Source organism: Streptomyces sp. NPDC007917 (genome assembly GCF_042959105.1).
In the GTDB taxonomy this organism is placed as follows: domain Bacteria; phylum Actinomycetota; class Actinomycetes; order Streptomycetales; family Streptomycetaceae; genus Streptomyces.
Genome location: NZ_JBIBKK010000005.1, coordinates 217968 through 236691, shown reverse-complemented (window position 1 = coordinate 236691; position 18724 = coordinate 217968). Strand labels below are relative to the sequence as shown.

Below are 18724 nucleotides of genomic sequence, written 5' to 3'. Positions count from 1 at the left end.
GGGGCTGACGGCTGGCTGAGCGGGCTCGGGGCCTTGCGGAACACCGTCCGCCAGGCGCTGGTCGCCCGTCAGCTCGACGAGCAGATCGCGGCCCACTTCCCGGTGGGCCGGCGGTTACGGGTGCTCGACGTCGGCCTCGGCCAGGGCACCCAGGCCCTCCGGCTGGCCCGGGCGGGCCATGAGGTCACCGGGCTCGAGTCCGACCCGACGATGCTGGACGCGGTCCGCGAGGCCCTGACGCGCGAGCCCGCGGGCATCCGGGAGCGGATGCGCCTCATCGAGGGCGACGGCCGGGACACGGGCGCGCACTTCCTGCCGGGCGCCTTCGACGTCGTCCTGTGCCATGGCGTGCTGATGTACGTGCCCGAGCCGGACCCGATGCTCGCCGCCCTGGCCCGGGTCCTGGCCCCCGGCGGCCTGCTCTCGCTCCTGGTCCGCAACGCGGACGCGCTCGCGCTGCGGCCGGGGCTCTCGGGCGACTGGGACACCGCGCTCGCCGCCTTCGACTCCCCCGCCTACACCAACCGCATCGGCCTCACCGCCCGCGCCGACCGCCGCGAGGCGCTGACCACCACGCTCACCGCGATCGGCACACCGCTGCACACCTGGTACGGCGTGCGGGTCTTCACCGACCTGGCGACTGACGACACCCCGGTCCCCGAGGACTGGGACCGGCTGCTGGCGGCGGAGGACCGGGCCGGGCGCACCGACCCGTACCGCGCGGTGGCGGCGCTGCTGCACCTGTGCGGAGTGCGCGGCTGACCCGGCGCGCCCAGCGCCTGTGTCAGCCGCGCGCCCTCACCACACCGTTACTCGGCCCGCAGGCTCATCGGCCCGTAGACCTTCGACCCGTCTTCGAAGAGGATCACCTGCTCCGCCCCTCCCTCCAGCAGGGCTCTCCACTCCTCTCCGATCCACGACTCCGCGTCCCCCTGCGTGGGGAACTCGTCGGGCTGTACCGCGGGCTTCGTCTCCGTACCGTCGGACTTCTCGAACCGCCACGTCCATGCCATGTCCGCCTCCTCCATCCCGCCGGTCACATAATGTCTGCCCCGCAGCCTAGGGGACTGATCACTCCCGACGAGGTGACCTGAGCGCGCCCGCCGCACCGGGACGCGAGACGATCAGGGCGTGGAACTGACTCTCCTGGGCACCGGAGCCCCCGCCGGGCTGCCGCGCCACGGCTGCCCCTGCGCGGCCTGCGCCGCCGCCGTGGGCGACGAGGCGCGGGCCGCGACCGCGCTGCTGATCGACGGCGCGCTGCTGCTCGATCTGACCCCCGGCGCGGCCTTCGCCGCCGCGCGCGCCGGATACTCGCTGACGGGTGTGGTGCAGGTGCTCCTCTCGCACCCCCACGAGGGCCCGGCCGTCGAGTTCCCCGCCGGGCTGCCCGCGCCGGGGCGGGTCCCCGACGGCCGGGAGCTGGTCCTGATCAGCGGCCACCGGGTACGGGCCGTCCCGCTGGACTCCCCCGGCACCGGCTACGAGGTCACCGGCCCGGACTCCACCCGCCTGCTCTACCTTCCGCCCGGCGCGGCCCCGGCCGGTCTGACCGCCCCCGCCGAGCCCTGCGACATGGTGCTGCTCGACGTCCTCGGCCGCCCAGGCGCGCTGGCCCACCTCCGCGCCACGGGGGCGGTCGGCCCGACCACCGACGTCCTCGCCGTCCACCTCGACCACACCGTCCCGCCCGGCCCCGAGCTGCACCGCCGGCTCGCGGCGGCGGGCGCGCGCGCCGTCCCGGACGGCGAGACGGTCGTCGTCGGGGAGTACCACGCGGTGCCGGACCTGCCCCGCCGCACCCTGGTCCTGGGCGGCGCGCGCTCCGGCAAGTCCCTGGAGGCCGAACGGCGGCTCGCGGCCCTCCCCGACGTCCTGTACGTCGCCACCGGCGGCACCCGCGACGGCGACCCCGAGTGGGCCGCGCGCATCGCCGCCCACCGCGAGCGCCGCCCCGGCTCCTGGCGCACCACCGAGACCTGTGACCTGCCGCCGCTGCTCGCCCGGGACGGCGGGCCGCTGCTGATCGACTGTCTCGCGCTGTGGCTCACCGACGCGATGGACTCCGTCGGCGCCTGGGACGACGAGACCTGGGCCCACGGCGGCAGGCGCGCCCTCCACGAACGCGTCGACGCCCTGGTCTCCGCCCTCCGGGCCACCACCCGCACGGTGGTCGCCGTCAGCAACGAGGTGGGCTCCGGCGTGGTCCCCGCCACCGCGTCCGGGCGCCGCTTCCGCGATGAACTCGGCCGCCTGAACGCGGCGTTCGCGGCCGAGTGCGAACAAGTCCTCCTCGTCGTGGCCGGCCAGGCCCTCCCCCTGCGGGGCTGAAGGAGCTTCCAGCGCAGCCGCCGGGCGGCCACCGGCGCCGGTCGCATGCGGTCGGGACCAGGCGGACGGCGGCGAACGCTCGCGCACCCCCACCACACCACCGGGGTACCCCCGGTAGGGTTCCGCCCGTGAGCGGTCTGAATCTCGATGACTTCGTCGACCTGATCGAACGTCCCGACGGCGGTGTCCGGCGCGATGCCGAGGAGCGCCGGGAGCGGCTGACGCTGCCCCCGGGGACGCTGGGGCGCCTGGACGAGCTGGGCGAGTGGCTGTCGGCCGCCCAGCAGCGGGTGCCGGTCAAGCCCATCGAGCGGTCGCGGGTCGTGCTCTTCGCCGGCGACCACGGCGTGGCGGAGCTGGGCGTGTCCGGCCGCCCGGCCGGCACCGCCCACCGGCTCGTACGCGCCGTGCTCGACGGCGAGAGCCCCGTGGCGATCCTGGCCCGCCGCTACGGCGTGCCCGTGCGCGTCGTCGACATGGCCCTGGACTGCGACCCGGACGACCTCCCCAAGGAGGTCACCCGCCACCGGGTGCGGCGCGGCTCCGGCCGCCTCGACATCGAGGACGCGCTGACCCTGGAGGAGGCCGAGCAGGCCTTCCGCGCGGGCATGGCGATCGCCGACGAAGAGGCCGACGCGGGCACGGACCTCGTGGTCCTCGGCGATGTGAGCGTCGGCGGCACCACCGCCGCCGGCACCCTGATCGCCGCGCTCTGCGGCACCGACGCCTCCGTGGTCACCGGCCGCGGCGGCGCGGGCATCGACGACCTCGCCTGGATGCGCAAGTGCGCGGCCATCCGCGACGGGCTGCGCCGCGCCCGCCCCGTCCTCGGCGACCAGCTGCAGCTGCTGGCGACCAGCGGCGGCGCCGACCTCGCCGCGATGACCGGCTTCCTGCTCCAGAGCGCCGTACGCCACACCCCCGTCATCCTGGACGGCGTGGTCTCGGCGGCCTGCGCGCTCGTCGCGCAGCGCGTGGCGTTCCGCGCGCCCGACTGGTGGCTGGCCGGGCAGAACAGCGGCGAGCCGGCCCAGGAGAAGGCGCTCGACCGGATCGCGCTCGACCCGCTGCTCGACCACGGCGTCACCGTGGGCGAGGGGACGGGGGCGCTGCTGGCCCTGCCGCTGGTGCAGGCGGCCGCGGCGCTCGCCGCGGAGCTGCCCGAGCGGACCGACCCGGCGCCCGGCGAGCGGGCCGACGGGCCGGACGACGCCCCGGCGGTCGACGACATCACCTGACCGCACCCGCCCCGCCCCCGTCCGTCCCTCGTCCCCTTCTGCCCATATGCTCGCGACATGGGAGAGGTCCGTACGAAGACGACCGCGGAGGCCACCCGGCGCGGCCACCCCTGGCCGCGCCGCTCCGCCGCCTTCGCCGTCTGGTACCTGCGCGCCGTCACCGCGCTGAACCTCCTCGGCGCGGTGTGGGTCTCCTTCGGCAACGACATCAGGCGCCACAACGTCGACCAGTACTTCACCCCGTACCTGCTCACCGCGGGCTTCTTCTCCGGCGCCTTCTCGATGTTCCTGGCGATCACCATGCGCCGCCGCAAGCGCGCCGCCTGGATCCTCAACCTCGTCCTCGGCGGGCTGACCGTCCCGCTGCTGGCCCTCGCCCTGACCCAGCCGCCCGTGGCCCGCCACCCGCAGAACTGGATCTCGCTGGGGCTCACCGCCGTCTTCGTCCTCGCCCTGCTCATCGGCCGCCGCGAGTTCTACGCCAAGGGCGACCGCTCCAACCCCAAGCTCGCCGCCGCCGTCGCCGTGAGCGGGCTGCTGATCGGCTCGCTGCTGGCGACCGCGCTGGTCACCCTCACCAACACCGCGCCCGACGACTACCGCTCCTCCTTCCTCGACCGCTGGCACTACGGCGCGCTGCGCCTGGTCTCGCTCGCGGCCCTCGAAGGCCGCTTCGAGGGGATCCAGACCCCCGGCTGGGCGAATGTGGCCATCAACATCATGAGCACGGCGCTGCTGCTGCTCGTGCTGTACGTGGCCTTCCGCTCCCGCCGCGTCGTCGACCCGATCTCCGCGGCGGACGAGCGCGGGCTGCGCGCGCTGCTGGAGCGGCACGGCGACCGCGACTCGCTCGGCTACTTCGCGCTGCGCCACGACAAGAGCGTCATCTGGTCGCCGACCGGCAAGTCCGCCGTGACGTACCGGGTGGTGAGCGGCGTCTCCCTCGCCTCGGGCGACCCGATCGGCGACCCGGAGGCCTGGCCCGGCGCGATCGACCAGTGGCTGGCCGAGGCGCGCGAGCACGGCTGGACGCCGGCCGTGATCGGCGCGAGCGAGGAGGGCGGCACGGTGTACGCGCGGCACGGCCTGGACGCCCTCGAACTCGGGGACGAGGCGATCGTCGACACCGAGGAGTTCACGCTGGAGGGGCGCGCCATGCGCACGGTGCGCCAGGCCTACAACCGCGTCAAGCGCGCCGGCTACACGGTCCGCATCCGCCACCACGAGAACATCCCGGCGGAGGAGATGGCCGAGTTGCTGCGGCTCGCCGACGACTGGCGGGACGGCGAGACCGAGCGCGGCTTCTCCATGGCGCTCGGCCGGCTCGGCGACCCCGCCGACGGCCGCTGTGTGCTGCTGGACTGCGCCGACCGCGACGGCAGGCCGCGCGCGCTGCTCAGCTTCGCGCCCTGGGGTTCGCACGGGCTCTCCCTGGACCTGATGCGGCGCGACCGGGACTCGGACAACGGGCTGATGGAGTTCATGGTGCTGGAGCTGATCCAGCGGGCGAAGGAGGTCGGCGCCGACCAGATCTCGCTGAACTTCGCGGTGTTCCGGTCCGTCTTCGAGCGCGGGTCGAGGCTGGGCGCCGGCCCCGTGCTGCGGCTGTGGCGCTCGCTGCTCAGCTTCTTCTCCCGCTGGTGGCAGATCGAGTCGCTGTACCGCGCCAACGCCAAGTACCGGCCGATCTGGGAGCCCCGCTATCTGCTCTTCGAGAAGAGCACCGACCTGCCGCGGATCGGTATCGCCGCGGCGCGGGCCGAGGGATTCCTGGAGGCGCCGGGGCTGCCCAAGTGGCTGAACCGCAAGCACTTGGAGACGACGGCGGCGCGCTGAGGGCGGTGCGCGGTAGCCTGCGGCGCGATGGACACCACGCCGGAGCAGTCCCCCGCACGCCGGCCCGGGCCCCCGGGACCCCCGGGACCCCCGGGACCCCCGGAGCCGCCGAGGCCCGCGGCCCCGCCACGGCCCGCCGCGCCTCCGAAGGCCGCGGACGAGCCGAGCGAGCCGGCTGAGCCGACTGGGCAGAACCAGCCGAACCAACCGGCTGAGGCTACTGAGGCGGCTGCGGCCACTGAGGCGGCTGAGCCTGACGGGCCGGGTGAGCCGTCCCGGCCCGAGCCCCCGGCCAGTCCCCCGCCGCCGCCCCACCCCCCGCGCGCCTCCTGGGAGGACGGGCTCCGCTTCGCCTTCGGCACGCTCACGGCCCTCCCCGTACGTGTGACGCGCTGGGACCGCGAGGCGGCGCGGGCCGGGATGCTGTGCGCCCCGCTGGCCGGGCTGGCGGTCGGGCTCTGCGCGGCCTCGGTGGGCGCGGCGCTGCTGCTCCTGGGCGGCGGCGCGCTGCTGGCGGCGGTGGGCACGGTCGCGGTGCCCGCCGTACTGACCCGCGGGCTGCATCTGGACGGGCTGGCCGACACCGCCGACGGCCTCGGCAGCGGCAAGCCGGCGGACGGCGCGCTGCGCGTCATGAAGCAGTCGGACATCGGGCCGTTCGGGGTCATCACCCTGCTGTTCGCGCTGCTCGCGCAGGTGGCCGCGCTGGCCGAGCTGTACGGGGCCGGCTGGCCGCACGGCGCGGTGGCGGCGGCCACGGCCGGGATGGCCGCGCGGTGCGCGTTGACGCTCGCGGCGCGCGACGGAGTGCCCGCGGCGCGGCCGGAGGGCCTGGGCGCGGAGGTCGCGGGAGCGGTGCCGCCCGGGCCCGCGCTGGGCGCGGCGGCGGTGTCCGTCGTCGTATGCGCGGTGGGCGGCGCGGCCTTCGGCGCGTTCGGGGCGGTGCACCACGCGCTCGCCGTCCTCGCCGCGCTGGGCGCCGCGGAACTCCTCCAGCACCACTGCCGCCGCCGCTTCGGCGGCGTCACCGGCGACGTCTTCGGCGCCCTCGCCGAAACGGCCACCACGACCGCCCTGATAGCCACGGCCCTCGCCTGACCCACCCGCGCCGCCCCGCCGCAGGCAGCGCGGTGGCCGCCGGGTCACGGCCCCGCGTGCACGCCGAAGCCACGGAACGCCGCCGCCCGAGCGCCACCGGCTGGCGGCAGCCGGCGGGCGCCGCCCGGCGGGCCCAGCCGGTCCGTCCGGCCGGAGCCGCCGGACCACCCGGGCCCGGTCTCGCCGGCAAGGCGGGCCCGGGCCCGGCGGCGCCGGGCAGAACTCCCGCCCCCGGCATCCACCACCGCCGCGCCAACTGCCCGCCCCGCGCTGCCGCACACCTCCCCGCGCGCCTCAGCGCGCCACCGCCCCGTCCACGGGCTGGACGGCGCGGTTCCCCTCCGGGGGGCGTGGGCGCAGGTGGACGGGCGTGCCTCGCGCGGCGCCGCCGCGGCGGCGCGGGAAGGCCGCGGGGGCCGCCGTCGGGTGCCCTGGGCGGGAGGGTGTCCGTGCTCGCCCGTCCTCGCGAGCCCGCGCGCCGGTGCCGTCGGGGGAGTTACCCTCGCGATGGCCCGCGACAGCCCGCCGCTCGGACACCTGGTGACCCGCGCATACGATGCCGATGGGCGCGGCTGACCCGTCCCTGTCTCGACGGGGGCACCCCACGTCGGCCGAGGAACTATCCGGAAGAGGGACCCCATCACCGTGACTTCTCTGACTCTCAGCACCTCCTCCGCCGCGACGCTGCGCGCGGACGCCGTCGTCGTCGGCGTGGCGAAGGGGGCCAAGGGCCCCGTCGTCGCCCCCGGCGCCGAGGCCGTGGACAAGGCCTTCGGCGGGAAGCTGGCCTCCGTCCTGGAGACCCTCGGGGCGACCGGGGCGGATGGCGAGGTGACCAAGCTGCCCGCCGCGTCCGGCCTGAAGGCCCCGGTCGTGCTGGCGGTCGGACTCGGCGACGCTCCGGCCAAGGGCGACGGTTACGACGCCGAGGCGCTGCGCCGCGCGGCCGGTGCGGCCGCCCGCGCGCTGTCCGGTTCGAAGAAGGGCGCGTTCGCCCTGCCGGTGGCGGACGCGGCGGACGCCGCCGCCGTCGCCGAGGGCGCGCTGCTCGGCGCGTACTCGTACAAGGCCAATCAGAAGGCCGGCCAGAACGGCGGCGGCAACAGCGGCAACGCGAACAGCGGCGGGAAGAAGAACGGCGCCCCGCTCGCCGAGGTCGCCCTGATCGGTGCCAAGCCGCGCGACAAGGAGTTCAAGGCGGCGGCCGAGCGCGCGATCGCCCTGACCGCCGAGATCAACCGTGCTCGCGACCTGATCAACACCCCCTCGAACCTGCTCAACCCCGCCATCTTCGCCGCCGCCGTGCAGGAGGCGGCCAAGGAGCACGGCCTCAAGACCGAGGTGCTGGACGAGAAGGCGCTGAAGAAGGGCGGGTACGGCGGCATCATGGGCGTCGGCCAGGGGTCGGAGGCCCCGCCGCGCCTGGTCCGGGTGGCCTACTCGCACCCGAAGGCGGAGAAGACCCTGGCCCTGGTCGGCAAGGGCATCACCTACGACTCGGGCGGTATCTCCCTGAAGCCGGCCGGCCACAACGAGACCATGAAGTGCGACATGAGCGGCGCGGCCGCCGTGTTCGCCACGGTGGTCGCCGTCGCGAAGCTGGGTCTGCGGGTCAATGTGACCGGCTGGCTGGCGCTCGCCGAGAACATGCCCTCGGGCTCGGCCACCCGTCCCGGCGATGTGCTGACGATGTACGGCGGCAAGACCGTCGAGGTGCTGAACACCGACGCCGAGGGCCGGCTGGTGCTGGCCGACGCGCTGACCCGGGCCTGTGAGGAGAAGCCGGACGCCATCGTGGACGTGGCGACGCTGACCGGCGCGATGGTGTTCGCGCTGGGCCACCGCACGTTCGGGATCATGGCGAACGACGAGGCGTTCCGTACCTCGCTGCACGAGATCGCGGAGGAGGTCGGCGAGCAGGCCTGGCCGATGCCGCTCCCCGGGGACCTGCGCAAGAGCATCGACTCGCCGGTGGCCGATCTGGCGAACATGGGCGAGCGGATGGGTGGCGGCCTGGTGGCCGGGATCTTCCTGAAGGAGTTCATCGAGGACGGCACGGTCTGGGCCCACCTGGACATCGCGGGTCCCGCCTTCAACGAGTCCGGCCCCTTCGGCTACACCCCCAAGGGCGGCACGGGCTCCGCGGTCCGCACCCTGGTGCGGCTGGCCGAGCGCACCGCGGCCGGCGACCTCGGCTGAGCCGCCGACGGCCGGGCCCGACGCGGGCCCGGCCGCCCCGCGCGGCCCCGCACGGACCTGCGCGGCCCCACACGGACCCGCACGGACCCCGTGCCCCGCACGGACCCCGCGGATTTCGCCGTAAACGAAATCCGACCACCCCACGCACGCAGTACCCGCGAGTAACCCCTGAACAGGGGTTTGGAGATATCTCACACAGCGGCCCCGCGTCCCGCCTCCCGTCAACAAGTGCGAAGATGTTGTCTCGGCAGGACAGGGCCCCCGACACCAGGGCCGAAAGCAAGACGCGGCCGAACAACAGCCGCCGCCCGGCCAACGACGGCCGGCCCCGGCGCACCATGCATGGAGGACGTGACGTGGCGAACGACGCCAGCACCGTTTTCGACCTAGTGATCCTCGGAGGCGGTAGCGGCGGTTACGCCGCTGCCCTGCGCGCGGCGCAGCTGGGTCTGGACGTCGCCCTGATCGAGAAGGACAAGGTGGGCGGCACCTGCCTGCACCGCGGCTGCATCCCCACCAAGGCTCTGCTGCACGCCGGTGAGATCGCCGACCAGGCCCGTGAGGGCGCCGAGTTCGGTGTGAAGACCACCTTCGAGGGCATCGACATCGAAGGCGTGCACAAGTACAAGGACGGCGTGGTCTCGGGCCTGTACAAGGGTCTGCAGGGCCTGATCGCCTCCCGGAAGGTCACCTATGTGACCGGTGAGGGCCGGCTGTCCTCGCCGACCTCGGTCGATGTCGACGGCCAGCGCTACACCGGCCGCCACGTCCTGCTCGCCACGGGTTCGGTGCCCAAGTCCCTGCCGGGTCTGGAGATCGACGGCGAGCGCGTCATCACCTCCGACCACGCGCTGGTCCTGGACCGGGTTCCGAAGTCCGCGATCGTGCTGGGCGGCGGCGTCATCGGCGTCGAGTTCGCCTCCGCGTGGAAGTCCTTCGGGACCGACGTCACCATCGTCGAGGCGCTTCCCCACCTCGTCCCGGTCGAGGACGAGAACAGCTCCAAGCTGCTGGAGCGCGCCTTCCGCAAGCGCGGCATCAAGTTCTCCCTCGGCGCGCGTTTCTCGGGCGTCGAGCACACCGCCGACGGTGTGAAGGTCTCGCTGGAGAACGGCAAGACCTTCGAGGCCGAGCTGCTGCTCGTCGCCGTCGGCCGCGGTCCGGTCTCGCAGGGCCTGGGCTACGAGGAGGCCGGGGTCGCGATGGACCGCGGCTACGTCCTCGTCGACGAGTACATGCAGACCAACGTCCCCACCATCTCGGCCGTGGGCGACCTGGTCCCCACCCTCCAGCTGGCCCACGTCGGGTTCGCCGAGGGCATCCTGGTGGCGGAGCGGCTGGCCGGTCTGAAGACCGTGCCGATCGACTACGACGGTGTGCCGCGGGTCACCTACTGCCACCCCGAGGTCGCCTCGGTCGGCATCACGGAGGCCAAGGCCAAGGAGCTCTACGGCGCCGACAAGGTCGTGGCCCTCAAGTACAGCCTGGCGGGCAACGGCAAGAGCAAGATCCTGAAGACCTCGGGCGAGATCAAGCTCGTCCAGGTGCGGGACGGTGCCGTCGTCGGTGTCCACATGGTCGGCGACCGCCTGGGCGAGCAGGTCGGCGAGGCGCAGTTGATCTACAACTGGGAGGCGCTGCCGGCCGAGGTCGCGCAGCTCATCCACGCGCACCCGACCCAGAACGAGGCGCTCGGCGAGGCCCACCTGGCACTGGCCGGCAAGCCCCTGCACGCCCACGACTAATAGTCCCCGAGCGCGCGAACCATCCGCACAGATCGTTAGGAGCAACCGAAACCATGGCGGTTTCCGTAACCCTGCCGGCGCTCGGCGAGAGCGTGACCGAGGGCACCGTCACCCGCTGGCTGAAGGCCGAGGGTGAGCGGGTCGAGGCCGACGAGCCTCTGCTCGAGGTCTCCACCGACAAGGTCGACACCGAGATCCCGGCCCCCGCGGCCGGTGTGCTCACCTCCATCAAGGTGGCCGAGGACGAGACGGTCGAGGTCGGCGCCGAGCTGGCCGTCATCGACGACGGCGGCGCGGCCCCGGCCGCCGCCCCCGCCCCCGCGGCCGAGCCCGCCCCCGAGGCGCAGCCCGAGCCCGCCCCGGCCCCCGCCGCCGAGGCCCCGGCCCCGGCGCCCGCTCCGGCCGCCGCCCCCGCGGGCGGTGCCGAGGGCACCGACGTCGTGCTGCCCGCCCTGGGCGAGTCGGTGACCGAGGGCACGGTCACCCGCTGGCTCAAGGAGGTCGGTGACTCGGTCGAGGCCGACGAGCCGCTGCTCGAGGTCTCCACCGACAAGGTCGACACCGAGATCCCCGCCCCGGCCTCGGGCACCCTGCTCGAGATCCTGGTGGCCGAGGACGAGACCGCCGAGGTCGGCGCCAAGCTCGCCGTGATCGGCGCTGCGGGCGCCGCTCCGGCCGCCGCGCCCGCCCCCGCGGCCCCGGCTCCGGCCCCCGCCGCCGAGGCCCCGGCCCCGGCTCCGGCCGCCCCGGCGCCTGCTCCGGCCCCGGCCCCGCAGGCCCCGACCGCCCCGGCCCCGCAGGCCGTCACCCCGGCGCCGGTCGCCCCGGAGCCGGTCCCGGCCACTCCGGTGCCCGCCCCGGCCCCGGTCACCCCGGCTCCGGCCGCCGGTGAGGGCGAGGGTGCGTACGTGACCCCGCTGGTGCGCAAGCTCGCCGCGGAGAACGGCGTGGACCTGGCCAGCGTCAAGGGCACCGGCGTCGGCGGCCGCATCCGCAAGCAGGACGTCATCGCCGCCGCGGAGGCCGCCAAGGCCGCCGCCCAGGCGCAGGCCCAGGCCGCCCCGGCCGCGGCTCCGAAGGCCGCCGCCGCGGCCCCGTCGCCGCTGCGCGGGCAGACCATCAAGATGCCGCGGATGCGCAAGGTCATCGGCGACAACATGATGAAGGCCCTGCACTCGCAGGCGCAGCTCACCAGCGTGGTCGAGGTGGACATCACCAAGCTCATGCGGCTGCGGGCCCAGGCGAAGGAGGGGTTCGCGCAGCGTGAGGGCGTCAAGCTCTCGCCGATGCCGTTCTTCGTCAAGGCCGCCGTCCAGGCGCTGAAGACCCACCCGGCCATCAACGCCCGGATCAACGACGACGAGGGCACCATCACCTACTTCGACGTCGAGAACGTCGGCATCGCCGTCGACGCCGAGAAGGGCCTGATGACCCCGGTCATCAAGAACGCGGGTGACCTGAGCCTCGCCGGTATCGCCAAGAAGACGGCGGAGCTGGCGGGCAAGGTGCGGTCCAACAAGATCACCCCGGACGAGGTGTCCGGCGCGACCTTCACCATCAGCAACACCGGCTCGCGCGGTGCGCTGTTCGACACGATCATCGTGCCGCCGAACCAGGTCGCCATCCTGGGCATCGGCGCGACCGTCCGCCGCCCCGTGGTCATCAACCACCCGGAGCTCGGCGAGACGATCGCGGTGCGCGACATGACGTACGTCGCGCTCTCCTACGACCACCGCCTGGTGGACGGCGCCGACGCCGCCCGCTACCTGACGGCGGTCAAGGAGATCCTGGAGGCCGGTGAGTTCGAGGTCGAGCTCGGCCTCTGAGGCCGCCCGAGAGCCCCTGAGGCTGTCTGCGAGCCCCTGAGGCTGTCTGCGAGCCCTCGAGTCGGCACAGCTGACGGCGGCGCCCCCGTCCGGAGTGATCCGGGCGGGGGCGCCGCCGTTTGCCTGTCCGCCGTATTGTCATGTCAGTACCGTCCGGAGGAGTGCCATGGTCCATCCCGTCGTCCACTCGCTGCGCGAGCAGATCCGCGAGCACATCGTGGAGGGCATCGTCAGCGGGCGCTGGAAGCCGGGCGAGCGGATCGTGGAGCGTCGGATCGCCACCGAGCTGGAGGTCAGCCAGACGCCCGTCCGCGAGGCCCTGCGCGAGCTCGAGACGCTGCGGCTGATCGAGTCCGCCCCCAACAAGGGCGTACGCGTCCGCAATCTGACCGCTGCCGACCTGGAGGAGATCTATCCGGTGCGGGCCGGTCTGGAGCAGATCGCCGCGGAGCTGGCCGCGCCCCGGCTGGCCGAGGACACCTCGGCCCTGGAGCCCGAGGTGGCGGCGCTGTACGAGGCGGACCGAAGATCCGACGGGGAGGCGCAGGTGCGGCACACCGTGGCCTTCCACCGCGAGCTGGTCCGGGCCTCCGGCAACAGTGTGCTGCTGCACACCTGGGAATCGCTCGGCATCGAGATCTGGACCACCTTGTCCATCCGCTGGCTGGGCACCCGCCAGCAGTCGTACGCCGAGGAGCACCAGGCCGTCGTGGACGCGTTCCGGCGACGGGACCCGAGGGTGGCGGAGCTCGTCAAGGAGCATGTGCTCGGCTGCGCCCCGCGCGCGTAAGCCCCCTGGGGCTGCACGGCGTGCCCCGTTTCGCGGCACGGAATGCCAATTTCGCCTTCCGGAGAAGTTTTTGGGCTCAAGTACTTTGATCGATCATCGATCAGAATTTACAGTCGACGCATGACCGACCTCGTCAACGGAGGGATGGCCGCAGCCACCCGGAAGCAGCCCATCCAGCAGCCCGTCCCGAAGCAGCCCAGCGAGCTCGACCAGCTCCCGGACCGCGACCCCGAGGAGACCGCCGAGTGGGGCGCGTCCCTGGATGCCGTCACCCGGGCCGCCGGCCCGCACCGCGCCTCGTACCTGATGCGGCGCACGCTGGAGCACGCCGAGAGCGCCGGGCTCGGGCTGCCCCCGCTGCTCGAGACGGACTACGTCAACACCATCCCCACCGCCGCCGAGCCCTCCTTCCCCGGCGACGAGGACATGGAGCGCCGCATCACCGCCTGGAACCGGTGGAACGCGGCCGCGATGGTCACCCGCGGCAGCCGTGACGGCCTCGGCGGCCACATCGCCACCTTCGCCTCCGCGGCCTGGCTCTACGAGACGGGCTTCCAGCACTTCTTCCGCGGCAAGGAGGCCGACGGCTCCGGCGACCAGCTCTACATCCAGGGCCACGCCTCCCCCGGCATCTACGCCCGCGCCTTCCTCGACGGCCGGCTGACCGAGGCGCACCTGGACAACTTCCGCCGCGAGGCGGGCGGCTCGGGCCTGCCCTCCTACCCGCATCCGCGGCGGCTGCCCTGGCTGTGGGAGTTCCCCACCGTCTCCATGGGCCTCGGCCCGATCTCCGCGATCTATCAGGCCCGCTTCAACCGCTACCTCGCGAACCGCGGCATCAAGGACACCTCCGGCTCCCACGTATGGGCCTTCCTCGGCGACGGCGAGATGGACGAGCCCGAGTCGACCGCGGCGCTCGCCCTGGCCGGCCGCGAGGGCCTGGACAACCTCACCTTCGTCATCAACTGCAACCTGCAGCGGCTCGACGGCCCGGTGCGCGCCAACTTCAAGATCGTGCAGGAGCTGGAGGCGCAGTTCCGCGCCGCCGGCTGGAACGTCGTCAAGGCCCTGTGGGGCTCCGCCTGGGACGAGCTGCTGGCCCTCGACACCTCGGGCGCGCTGCTGCGCCGGCTGCGCGAGGTCCCCGACGCCCAGTTCCAGACGTACGCGACCCGCGACGCCGCGTACATCCGCGACCACTTCTTCGGCGCCGACCCCCAGCTCGCCCGGCTCGGCCAGGGGCTGACCGACGCCAAGCTCGCCGAGTGCTTCCACACCTCCCGCGCCGGCCACGAGCCGCGCAAGGTGTACGCGGCGTACCGCGCGGCCATGGAGCACAAGGGTGCCCCGACCGTCGTCCTGGCCCAGACCGTCAAGGGCTACACGCTCGGGCCCGGCTTCGAGTCGCGCAACGCCAACCACCAGATGAAGAAGTTGACCGGCAAGGAGTTCCGCGCCATGCGCGACCTCCTGGAGCTGCCCATCCCGGACAGCGCGCTGGACGACAAGCTGGTCCCCTACGCCCACCCCGGCGCCGACTCCCCCGAGGTGCGCTACCTCCAGGAGCGCCGCGCCGCCCTCGGCGGCCCCGCCCCGGCCCGCAGCGTCCACCCCGTGGCCCTGCCCGAGCCGTCGGCCAAACCCTTCGAAACCCTCGCCAAGGGCTCCGGCACCCAGGAGATCGCCACCACCATGGCGTTCGTCCGCCTGGTCAAGGACCTGATGCGGGACAAGGAGACCGGCCGCCGCTGGGTGCCGATCGTCCCCGACGAGGCGCGCACCTTCGGCATGGAGTCGCTCTTCCCGACCGCCGGGATCTACTCGCCGCTCGGCCAGACCTACGACCCGGTCGACCGCGACCAGCTGCTCTACTACAAGGAAGCGGCCAACGGCCAGATCCTCAACGAGGGCATCACCGAAGCCGGTTCGATGGCCGACTTCACCGCCGCCGCGACGTCGTACGCGACGCACGGCGAGCCGATGATCCCCTTCTACATCTTCTACTCGATGTTCGGCTGGCAGCGCACCGCCGACCAGATGTGGGCGCTGGCCGACCAGCTCGGCCGCGGCTTCCTGATCGGCGCCACGGCGGGCCGCACCACGATGACCGGCGAGGGCCTGCAGCACGCCGACGGCCACTCCCACCTGATCGCCTCCACCAACCCGGCGGCGGTCGCCTACGACCCGGCCTTCGCGTACGAGGTCGGCGCGATCGTGCGGGACGGTCTGCGCAGGATGTACGGCCCGGACGCCGAGGACGTCTTCTACTACCTGACCGTCTACAACGAGACCAAGGTCCAGCCGCCCATGCCGACCGGCGAGGGCGTCGAGGAGGGCATCCTCAAGGGCCTGTACCGCTACAAGTCGGCCGAGCCGGCGGACGAGGGCGCCCCGCGCATCCAGCTCCTCGCCTCAGGCACCGCCATCCACTGGGCCCTGGAGGCCCAGAAGCTCCTCGCCGACGACTGGGGCGTGGCCGCCGACGTGTGGTCCGCCACCTCCTGGAGCGAGCTGCGCCGTGACGCCCTGTCCTGTGACGCGGCGCAGCTCAACGGTGAAGACCGGGTCCCGTACGTCACCCGTGCCCTGGCAGGCGCACCGGGCCCGGTCCTCGCCGTCAGCGACTGGATGCGCGCCGTCCCCGACCAGATCAGCCAGTGGGTCGAGCAGGACTGGTACTCGCTGGGCACGGACGGCTTCGGCCTCTCCGACACCCGCGAGGCCGCCCGCCGCCACTTCGGTGTGGACGCCCCGGCCATCGTGGTCGCCGCCCTCAGCCGCCTCGCCCGCCGCGGCGAGGTCAAGCCCACGGCGGCGAAGGAAGCGGCCGAACGCTACGGCATCTGAGGGGCCTCTCGCCCCTACCGCACGCCCCGGGCCTGCCAGGACGACCCTGGCGGGCCCGGGGCGGGTCCATGGGCGGCCGGCCGCGGGCGACGGCATGATGGGCGCATGCGTGCCGCTCGGCTGATCCGTCTCGTGCTGTTGCTCCAGTCCCGGCCCTCGATGACGGGGGCCGAGCTGGCGCGGGAGCTGGAGGTGTCGGAGCGTACGGTCACGCGCGATGTCGCCGCGCTCTCCGAGGCCGGGGTCCCGGTCTACTCGGACCGGGGCCGCAGCGGCGGCTACCGCCTGGTCGGCGGCTACCGCACCCGGCTGACCGGCCTCGGCCGTACGGAGGCCGAGGCGCTGTTCCTGTCCGGGGTGCCGGCCGCGCTGCGCGGCATGGGGCTGGCGGACGCCGCGTCCGCCGCCCGGCTGAAGGTCTCCGCCTCGCTGCTGCCCGAGCTGCGCGACGCCTCGCACACCGCGGCGCAGCGCTTCCACCTCGACGCCCCCGGCTGGTGGCAGGAGCCCGAGACACCGGAGCTGCTGCCCGCGGTCGCCGACGCCGTGTGGGACGACCGCCGGATCACCGCCCGCTACCGCCGCCGGGACACGGAGGTGGAGCGGGAGCTGGAGCCGTACGGCCTGGTGCTGAAGGCGGGCGTCTGGTACCTGGCGGCACGGATCGCGACCGAGGGCGACTTCCGCGTCTACCGGGTGGACCGCTTCACCGCCGTCTCGCCGACGGCCGTCGACGGGACCAGCCACGACCGCCACCCGCGCCGCGACCGCTTCGAGCGCCTGCCGGACTTCGATCTGCCCGCGTTCTGGGAGGAGCGGGCCGCGCAGTTCGCCCGCTCGCTGCTGCGCGAGAAGGTCGTGCTGCGGCTGACCGACGAGGGCACGCGGCGGCTGCCGCATGTGACGGACCGTACGGCGGGCCAGGAGGCGGTGGCGGCGGCCGGGGAGCCCGACGGGCGGGGGCGGATCACCGTCACCCTGCCCGTCGAGTCGCTGGACGTGGCGTACGAGCAGCTGCTGGCGCTCGGCCCTGAGGCGGAGGTGCTGGCGCCGCCGGAGCTGCGTGAGCGCTTCGCCGCGGCGGCCGCCCGGGCCGCGCGGCTCTACCGGTAGTCCTCGGCCGCCCCCTCCCTCCCGCCGAAGACCACGTCCCGGAAGTAGCCGAACGCGTCCGGCCGCGAGCCGTCCACATCCGTGAAGCCGTACTCCTTGGCCAGCTCCCCGCTGGAGACGGACTTGCCGGACCACCGCGCCCGCTCCGGGTCCGCGGCGAGCGCCGCGACCGCCCGCCCGACGAAGCGCGGCGTCTCGGCGATGGCGAAGTGCGGCTCGCGCGCGATGGCGTCGCGCCAGTTCTCCTCGGTCACCCCGAAGTGGTCGAGCATCTGCTCGGAGCGCAGAAAGCCCGGGGTGATGCACACCGCCGTGCCGCCGAACTCCTTGAGCTCCTGCGCGAGCCCGAAGGCTGTCCGGATGGGGGCGTTCTTGGCGAGGTCGTAGAAGAGGTTCTCGCGGTAGGTCTTGTTGAACTCGGCAGTCCCGTCGGTCACCTCCACGACCAGCCCGCCCGGCCGCCGGACGAGCAGCGGCAGCGCGTAGTAGCTGGTGACCAGGTGGGTCTCGACGCCGAGCCGGAGCATCCGCAGCCCGTTCTCCAGCTCCAGCTCCCAGGACTTCTTGTCGAAGGTGACCAGGTGCTCGCCTCCCCACACGTCGTTGACGAGCACATCCAGCCGCCCCTGCTCACGCTCGATGCGCTCCACCAGCGCGCGCACCTGCTCGGGCTCCAGGTGGTCGACCGGCACCGCGATCCCTTCGCCGCCCGCCGCCGTGACCAGTTCCGCCGTCTCCTCGATGGTCTCCGTCGGCCGCCCGACCTCGCTGACCTTCTGCCGCGTCGTGCGCCCCGTCGCGTAGACGGTGGCCCCCGCCGCCCCCAGCTCCACGGCCATCGCCCGGCCCGCGCCGCGCGTCGCCCCCGCGACGAGTGCGACCCTGCCGGCCAGTGCGCCATTTGTGCTCACGTTTGTACGTCCCTTCGGTGTGGCGTCCACCCGGACCGGTGTGGACACCTCCGACCCTCGCAGCGAATCCCGCCATCTTCTGTCGCCTTTTCCCGGGGGAGCATTCGGGGCCACTCCGGCGTGCGCGGGCGCGCGCGAGGGCCGATCCTGGTCCCGTGATGGACGAGACGGAGTTCTGGGAGCTGGTCGACAGCGCTCGGGATGCCGCCCAAGGCGACCCCGAGGACCAGTCCGACCTGCTCGTCGACCGGCTGTCCCAGCTCGATCCGGACGCCGTCCTGGACTTCGCCCGCCACTTCGAGGCCCGCTCCAACCGCGCCTACCGCTGGGATCTGTGGGGCGCGGCCCAACTCCTGCTGGGCGACGTGGGCGACGACGCCTTCGACGCCTTCCGCTACTGGCTGATCGGCCAGGGCCGGGAGGTGTTCGAGGGCGCGCTGCACGAGCCGGACGACCTCGCCGAGCTGCTGGAGGACTTCGACGAGCAGGTGGACGGGGACTGCGAGGACCTGGGCTTCGCGGCCGACGAGGCGTACGAGCAGCTGACCGGCGCGGTGCTGCCGGACCTGGGTCTGCCGCCGCGGCAGACGGAACCGCAGGGCACGGTCGTCGACCTGGAGGACGAGCGGGCGCTGGCGCAGCGGTTCCCCCGGCTGTGGGAACGCTTCCGCGGCTAGTGCCGCGTCAGCTCACAGGGCACGCCCCATCAGCACGTCGTCCACGTACTCCCCGTCCAGCGTCGGCGCGACGAGGCGTATGAAGCCCGCCGTCCGCCCCCGCCTCCGACATC

13 protein-coding genes and 1 pseudogene are annotated in these 18724 nt (G+C 73.9%); 12 read left to right on the top strand and 2 right to left on the bottom strand.

Annotated features, from left to right (window positions below):
* Window positions 1-33: 33 nt before the first annotated feature.
* The gene (locus tag ACFZDL_RS11435; protein WP_353594443.1) at window positions 34-762 is read left to right on the top strand and encodes a methyltransferase domain-containing protein; all 729 of its coding nucleotides are present in this window, start codon (window positions 34-36) and stop codon (window positions 760-762) included.
* A gap of 47 nt (window positions 763-809) precedes the next feature.
* Here the strand turns inward: ACFZDL_RS11435 and ACFZDL_RS11430 are convergent, their stop codons facing one another.
* On the bottom strand, window positions 810-1013 hold the full coding sequence (locus tag ACFZDL_RS11430; protein ID WP_353594444.1) for a hypothetical protein: 204 nt from the start codon (window positions 1011-1013) through the stop codon (window positions 810-812).
* Window positions 1014-1131: 118 nt separating this feature from the next.
* Here ACFZDL_RS11430 and ACFZDL_RS11425 point away from each other — a divergent pair, with 118 nt between their 5' ends.
* The 10 genes and pseudogenes from ACFZDL_RS11425 (at window position 1132) to ACFZDL_RS11380 (ending at window position 17023) form a co-directional block, all read left to right on the top strand.
* Window positions 1132-2331 (top strand): bifunctional adenosylcobinamide kinase/adenosylcobinamide-phosphate guanylyltransferase, encoded by a 1200-nt coding sequence (locus ACFZDL_RS11425; RefSeq protein WP_353594445.1) that lies wholly within the window; start codon window positions 1132-1134, stop codon window positions 2329-2331.
* A gap of 128 nt (window positions 2332-2459) precedes the next feature.
* On the top strand, window positions 2460-3569 hold the full coding sequence (cobT, locus tag ACFZDL_RS11420) for a nicotinate-nucleotide--dimethylbenzimidazole phosphoribosyltransferase (protein ID WP_353594446.1): 1110 nt from the start codon (window positions 2460-2462) through the stop codon (window positions 3567-3569).
* 57 nt (window positions 3570-3626) lie between these two features.
* Window positions 3627-5405, top strand: a complete 1779-nt coding sequence (locus ACFZDL_RS11415) for a phosphatidylglycerol lysyltransferase domain-containing protein (RefSeq protein WP_353594447.1) — start codon at window positions 3627-3629, stop codon at window positions 5403-5405.
* Window positions 5406-5744: 339 nt separating this feature from the next.
* Window positions 5745-6503: pseudogene (locus tag ACFZDL_RS11410) on the top strand (adenosylcobinamide-GDP ribazoletransferase); the annotation flags it as partial.
* A gap of 645 nt (window positions 6504-7148) precedes the next feature.
* Window positions 7149-8702, top strand: coding sequence for a leucyl aminopeptidase (locus ACFZDL_RS11405; protein ID WP_353594448.1), 1554 nt, complete (start codon window positions 7149-7151; stop codon window positions 8700-8702).
* Between the two features lie 356 nt (window positions 8703-9058).
* The gene (gene lpdA / locus ACFZDL_RS11400) at window positions 9059-10447 is read left to right on the top strand and encodes a dihydrolipoyl dehydrogenase (protein ID WP_065958648.1); all 1389 of its coding nucleotides are present in this window, start codon (window positions 9059-9061) and stop codon (window positions 10445-10447) included.
* Window positions 10448-10500: 53 nt separating this feature from the next.
* Complete coding sequence (gene sucB, locus ACFZDL_RS11395) at window positions 10501-12273, top strand: 2-oxoglutarate dehydrogenase, E2 component, dihydrolipoamide succinyltransferase (protein ID WP_353594449.1); 1773 nt, start codon at window positions 10501-10503, stop codon at window positions 12271-12273.
* Window positions 12274-12439: 166 nt separating this feature from the next.
* Entirely contained in the window at window positions 12440-13063 is a 624-nt protein-coding gene (locus ACFZDL_RS11390; protein WP_319699170.1) for a GntR family transcriptional regulator, read from the top strand.
* A 171-nt stretch (window positions 13064-13234) separates the two neighbouring features.
* Window positions 13235-15910, top strand: a complete 2676-nt coding sequence (gene aceE / locus ACFZDL_RS11385; protein ID WP_353594573.1) for a pyruvate dehydrogenase (acetyl-transferring), homodimeric type — start codon at window positions 13235-13237, stop codon at window positions 15908-15910.
* Window positions 15911-16015: 105 nt separating this feature from the next.
* Window positions 16016-17023: a WYL domain-containing protein gene (locus ACFZDL_RS11380; protein ID WP_353594450.1), complete on the top strand. Its 1008-nt coding sequence runs from the start codon at window positions 16016-16018 to the stop codon at window positions 17021-17023.
* Here the strand turns inward: ACFZDL_RS11380 and ACFZDL_RS11375 are convergent.
* Window positions 17014-17934, bottom strand: a complete 921-nt coding sequence (locus ACFZDL_RS11375; protein ID WP_353594451.1) for an SDR family oxidoreductase — start codon at window positions 17932-17934, stop codon at window positions 17014-17016. The genes ACFZDL_RS11380 and ACFZDL_RS11375 overlap by 10 nt on opposite strands.
* A 158-nt stretch (window positions 17935-18092) precedes the next feature.
* Between ACFZDL_RS11375 and ACFZDL_RS11370 the strand changes: the two genes are divergently transcribed.
* Window positions 18093-18611, top strand: a complete 519-nt coding sequence (locus ACFZDL_RS11370) for a DUF4240 domain-containing protein (protein ID WP_353594574.1) — start codon at window positions 18093-18095, stop codon at window positions 18609-18611.
* Window positions 18612-18724: the final 113 nt, after the last annotated feature.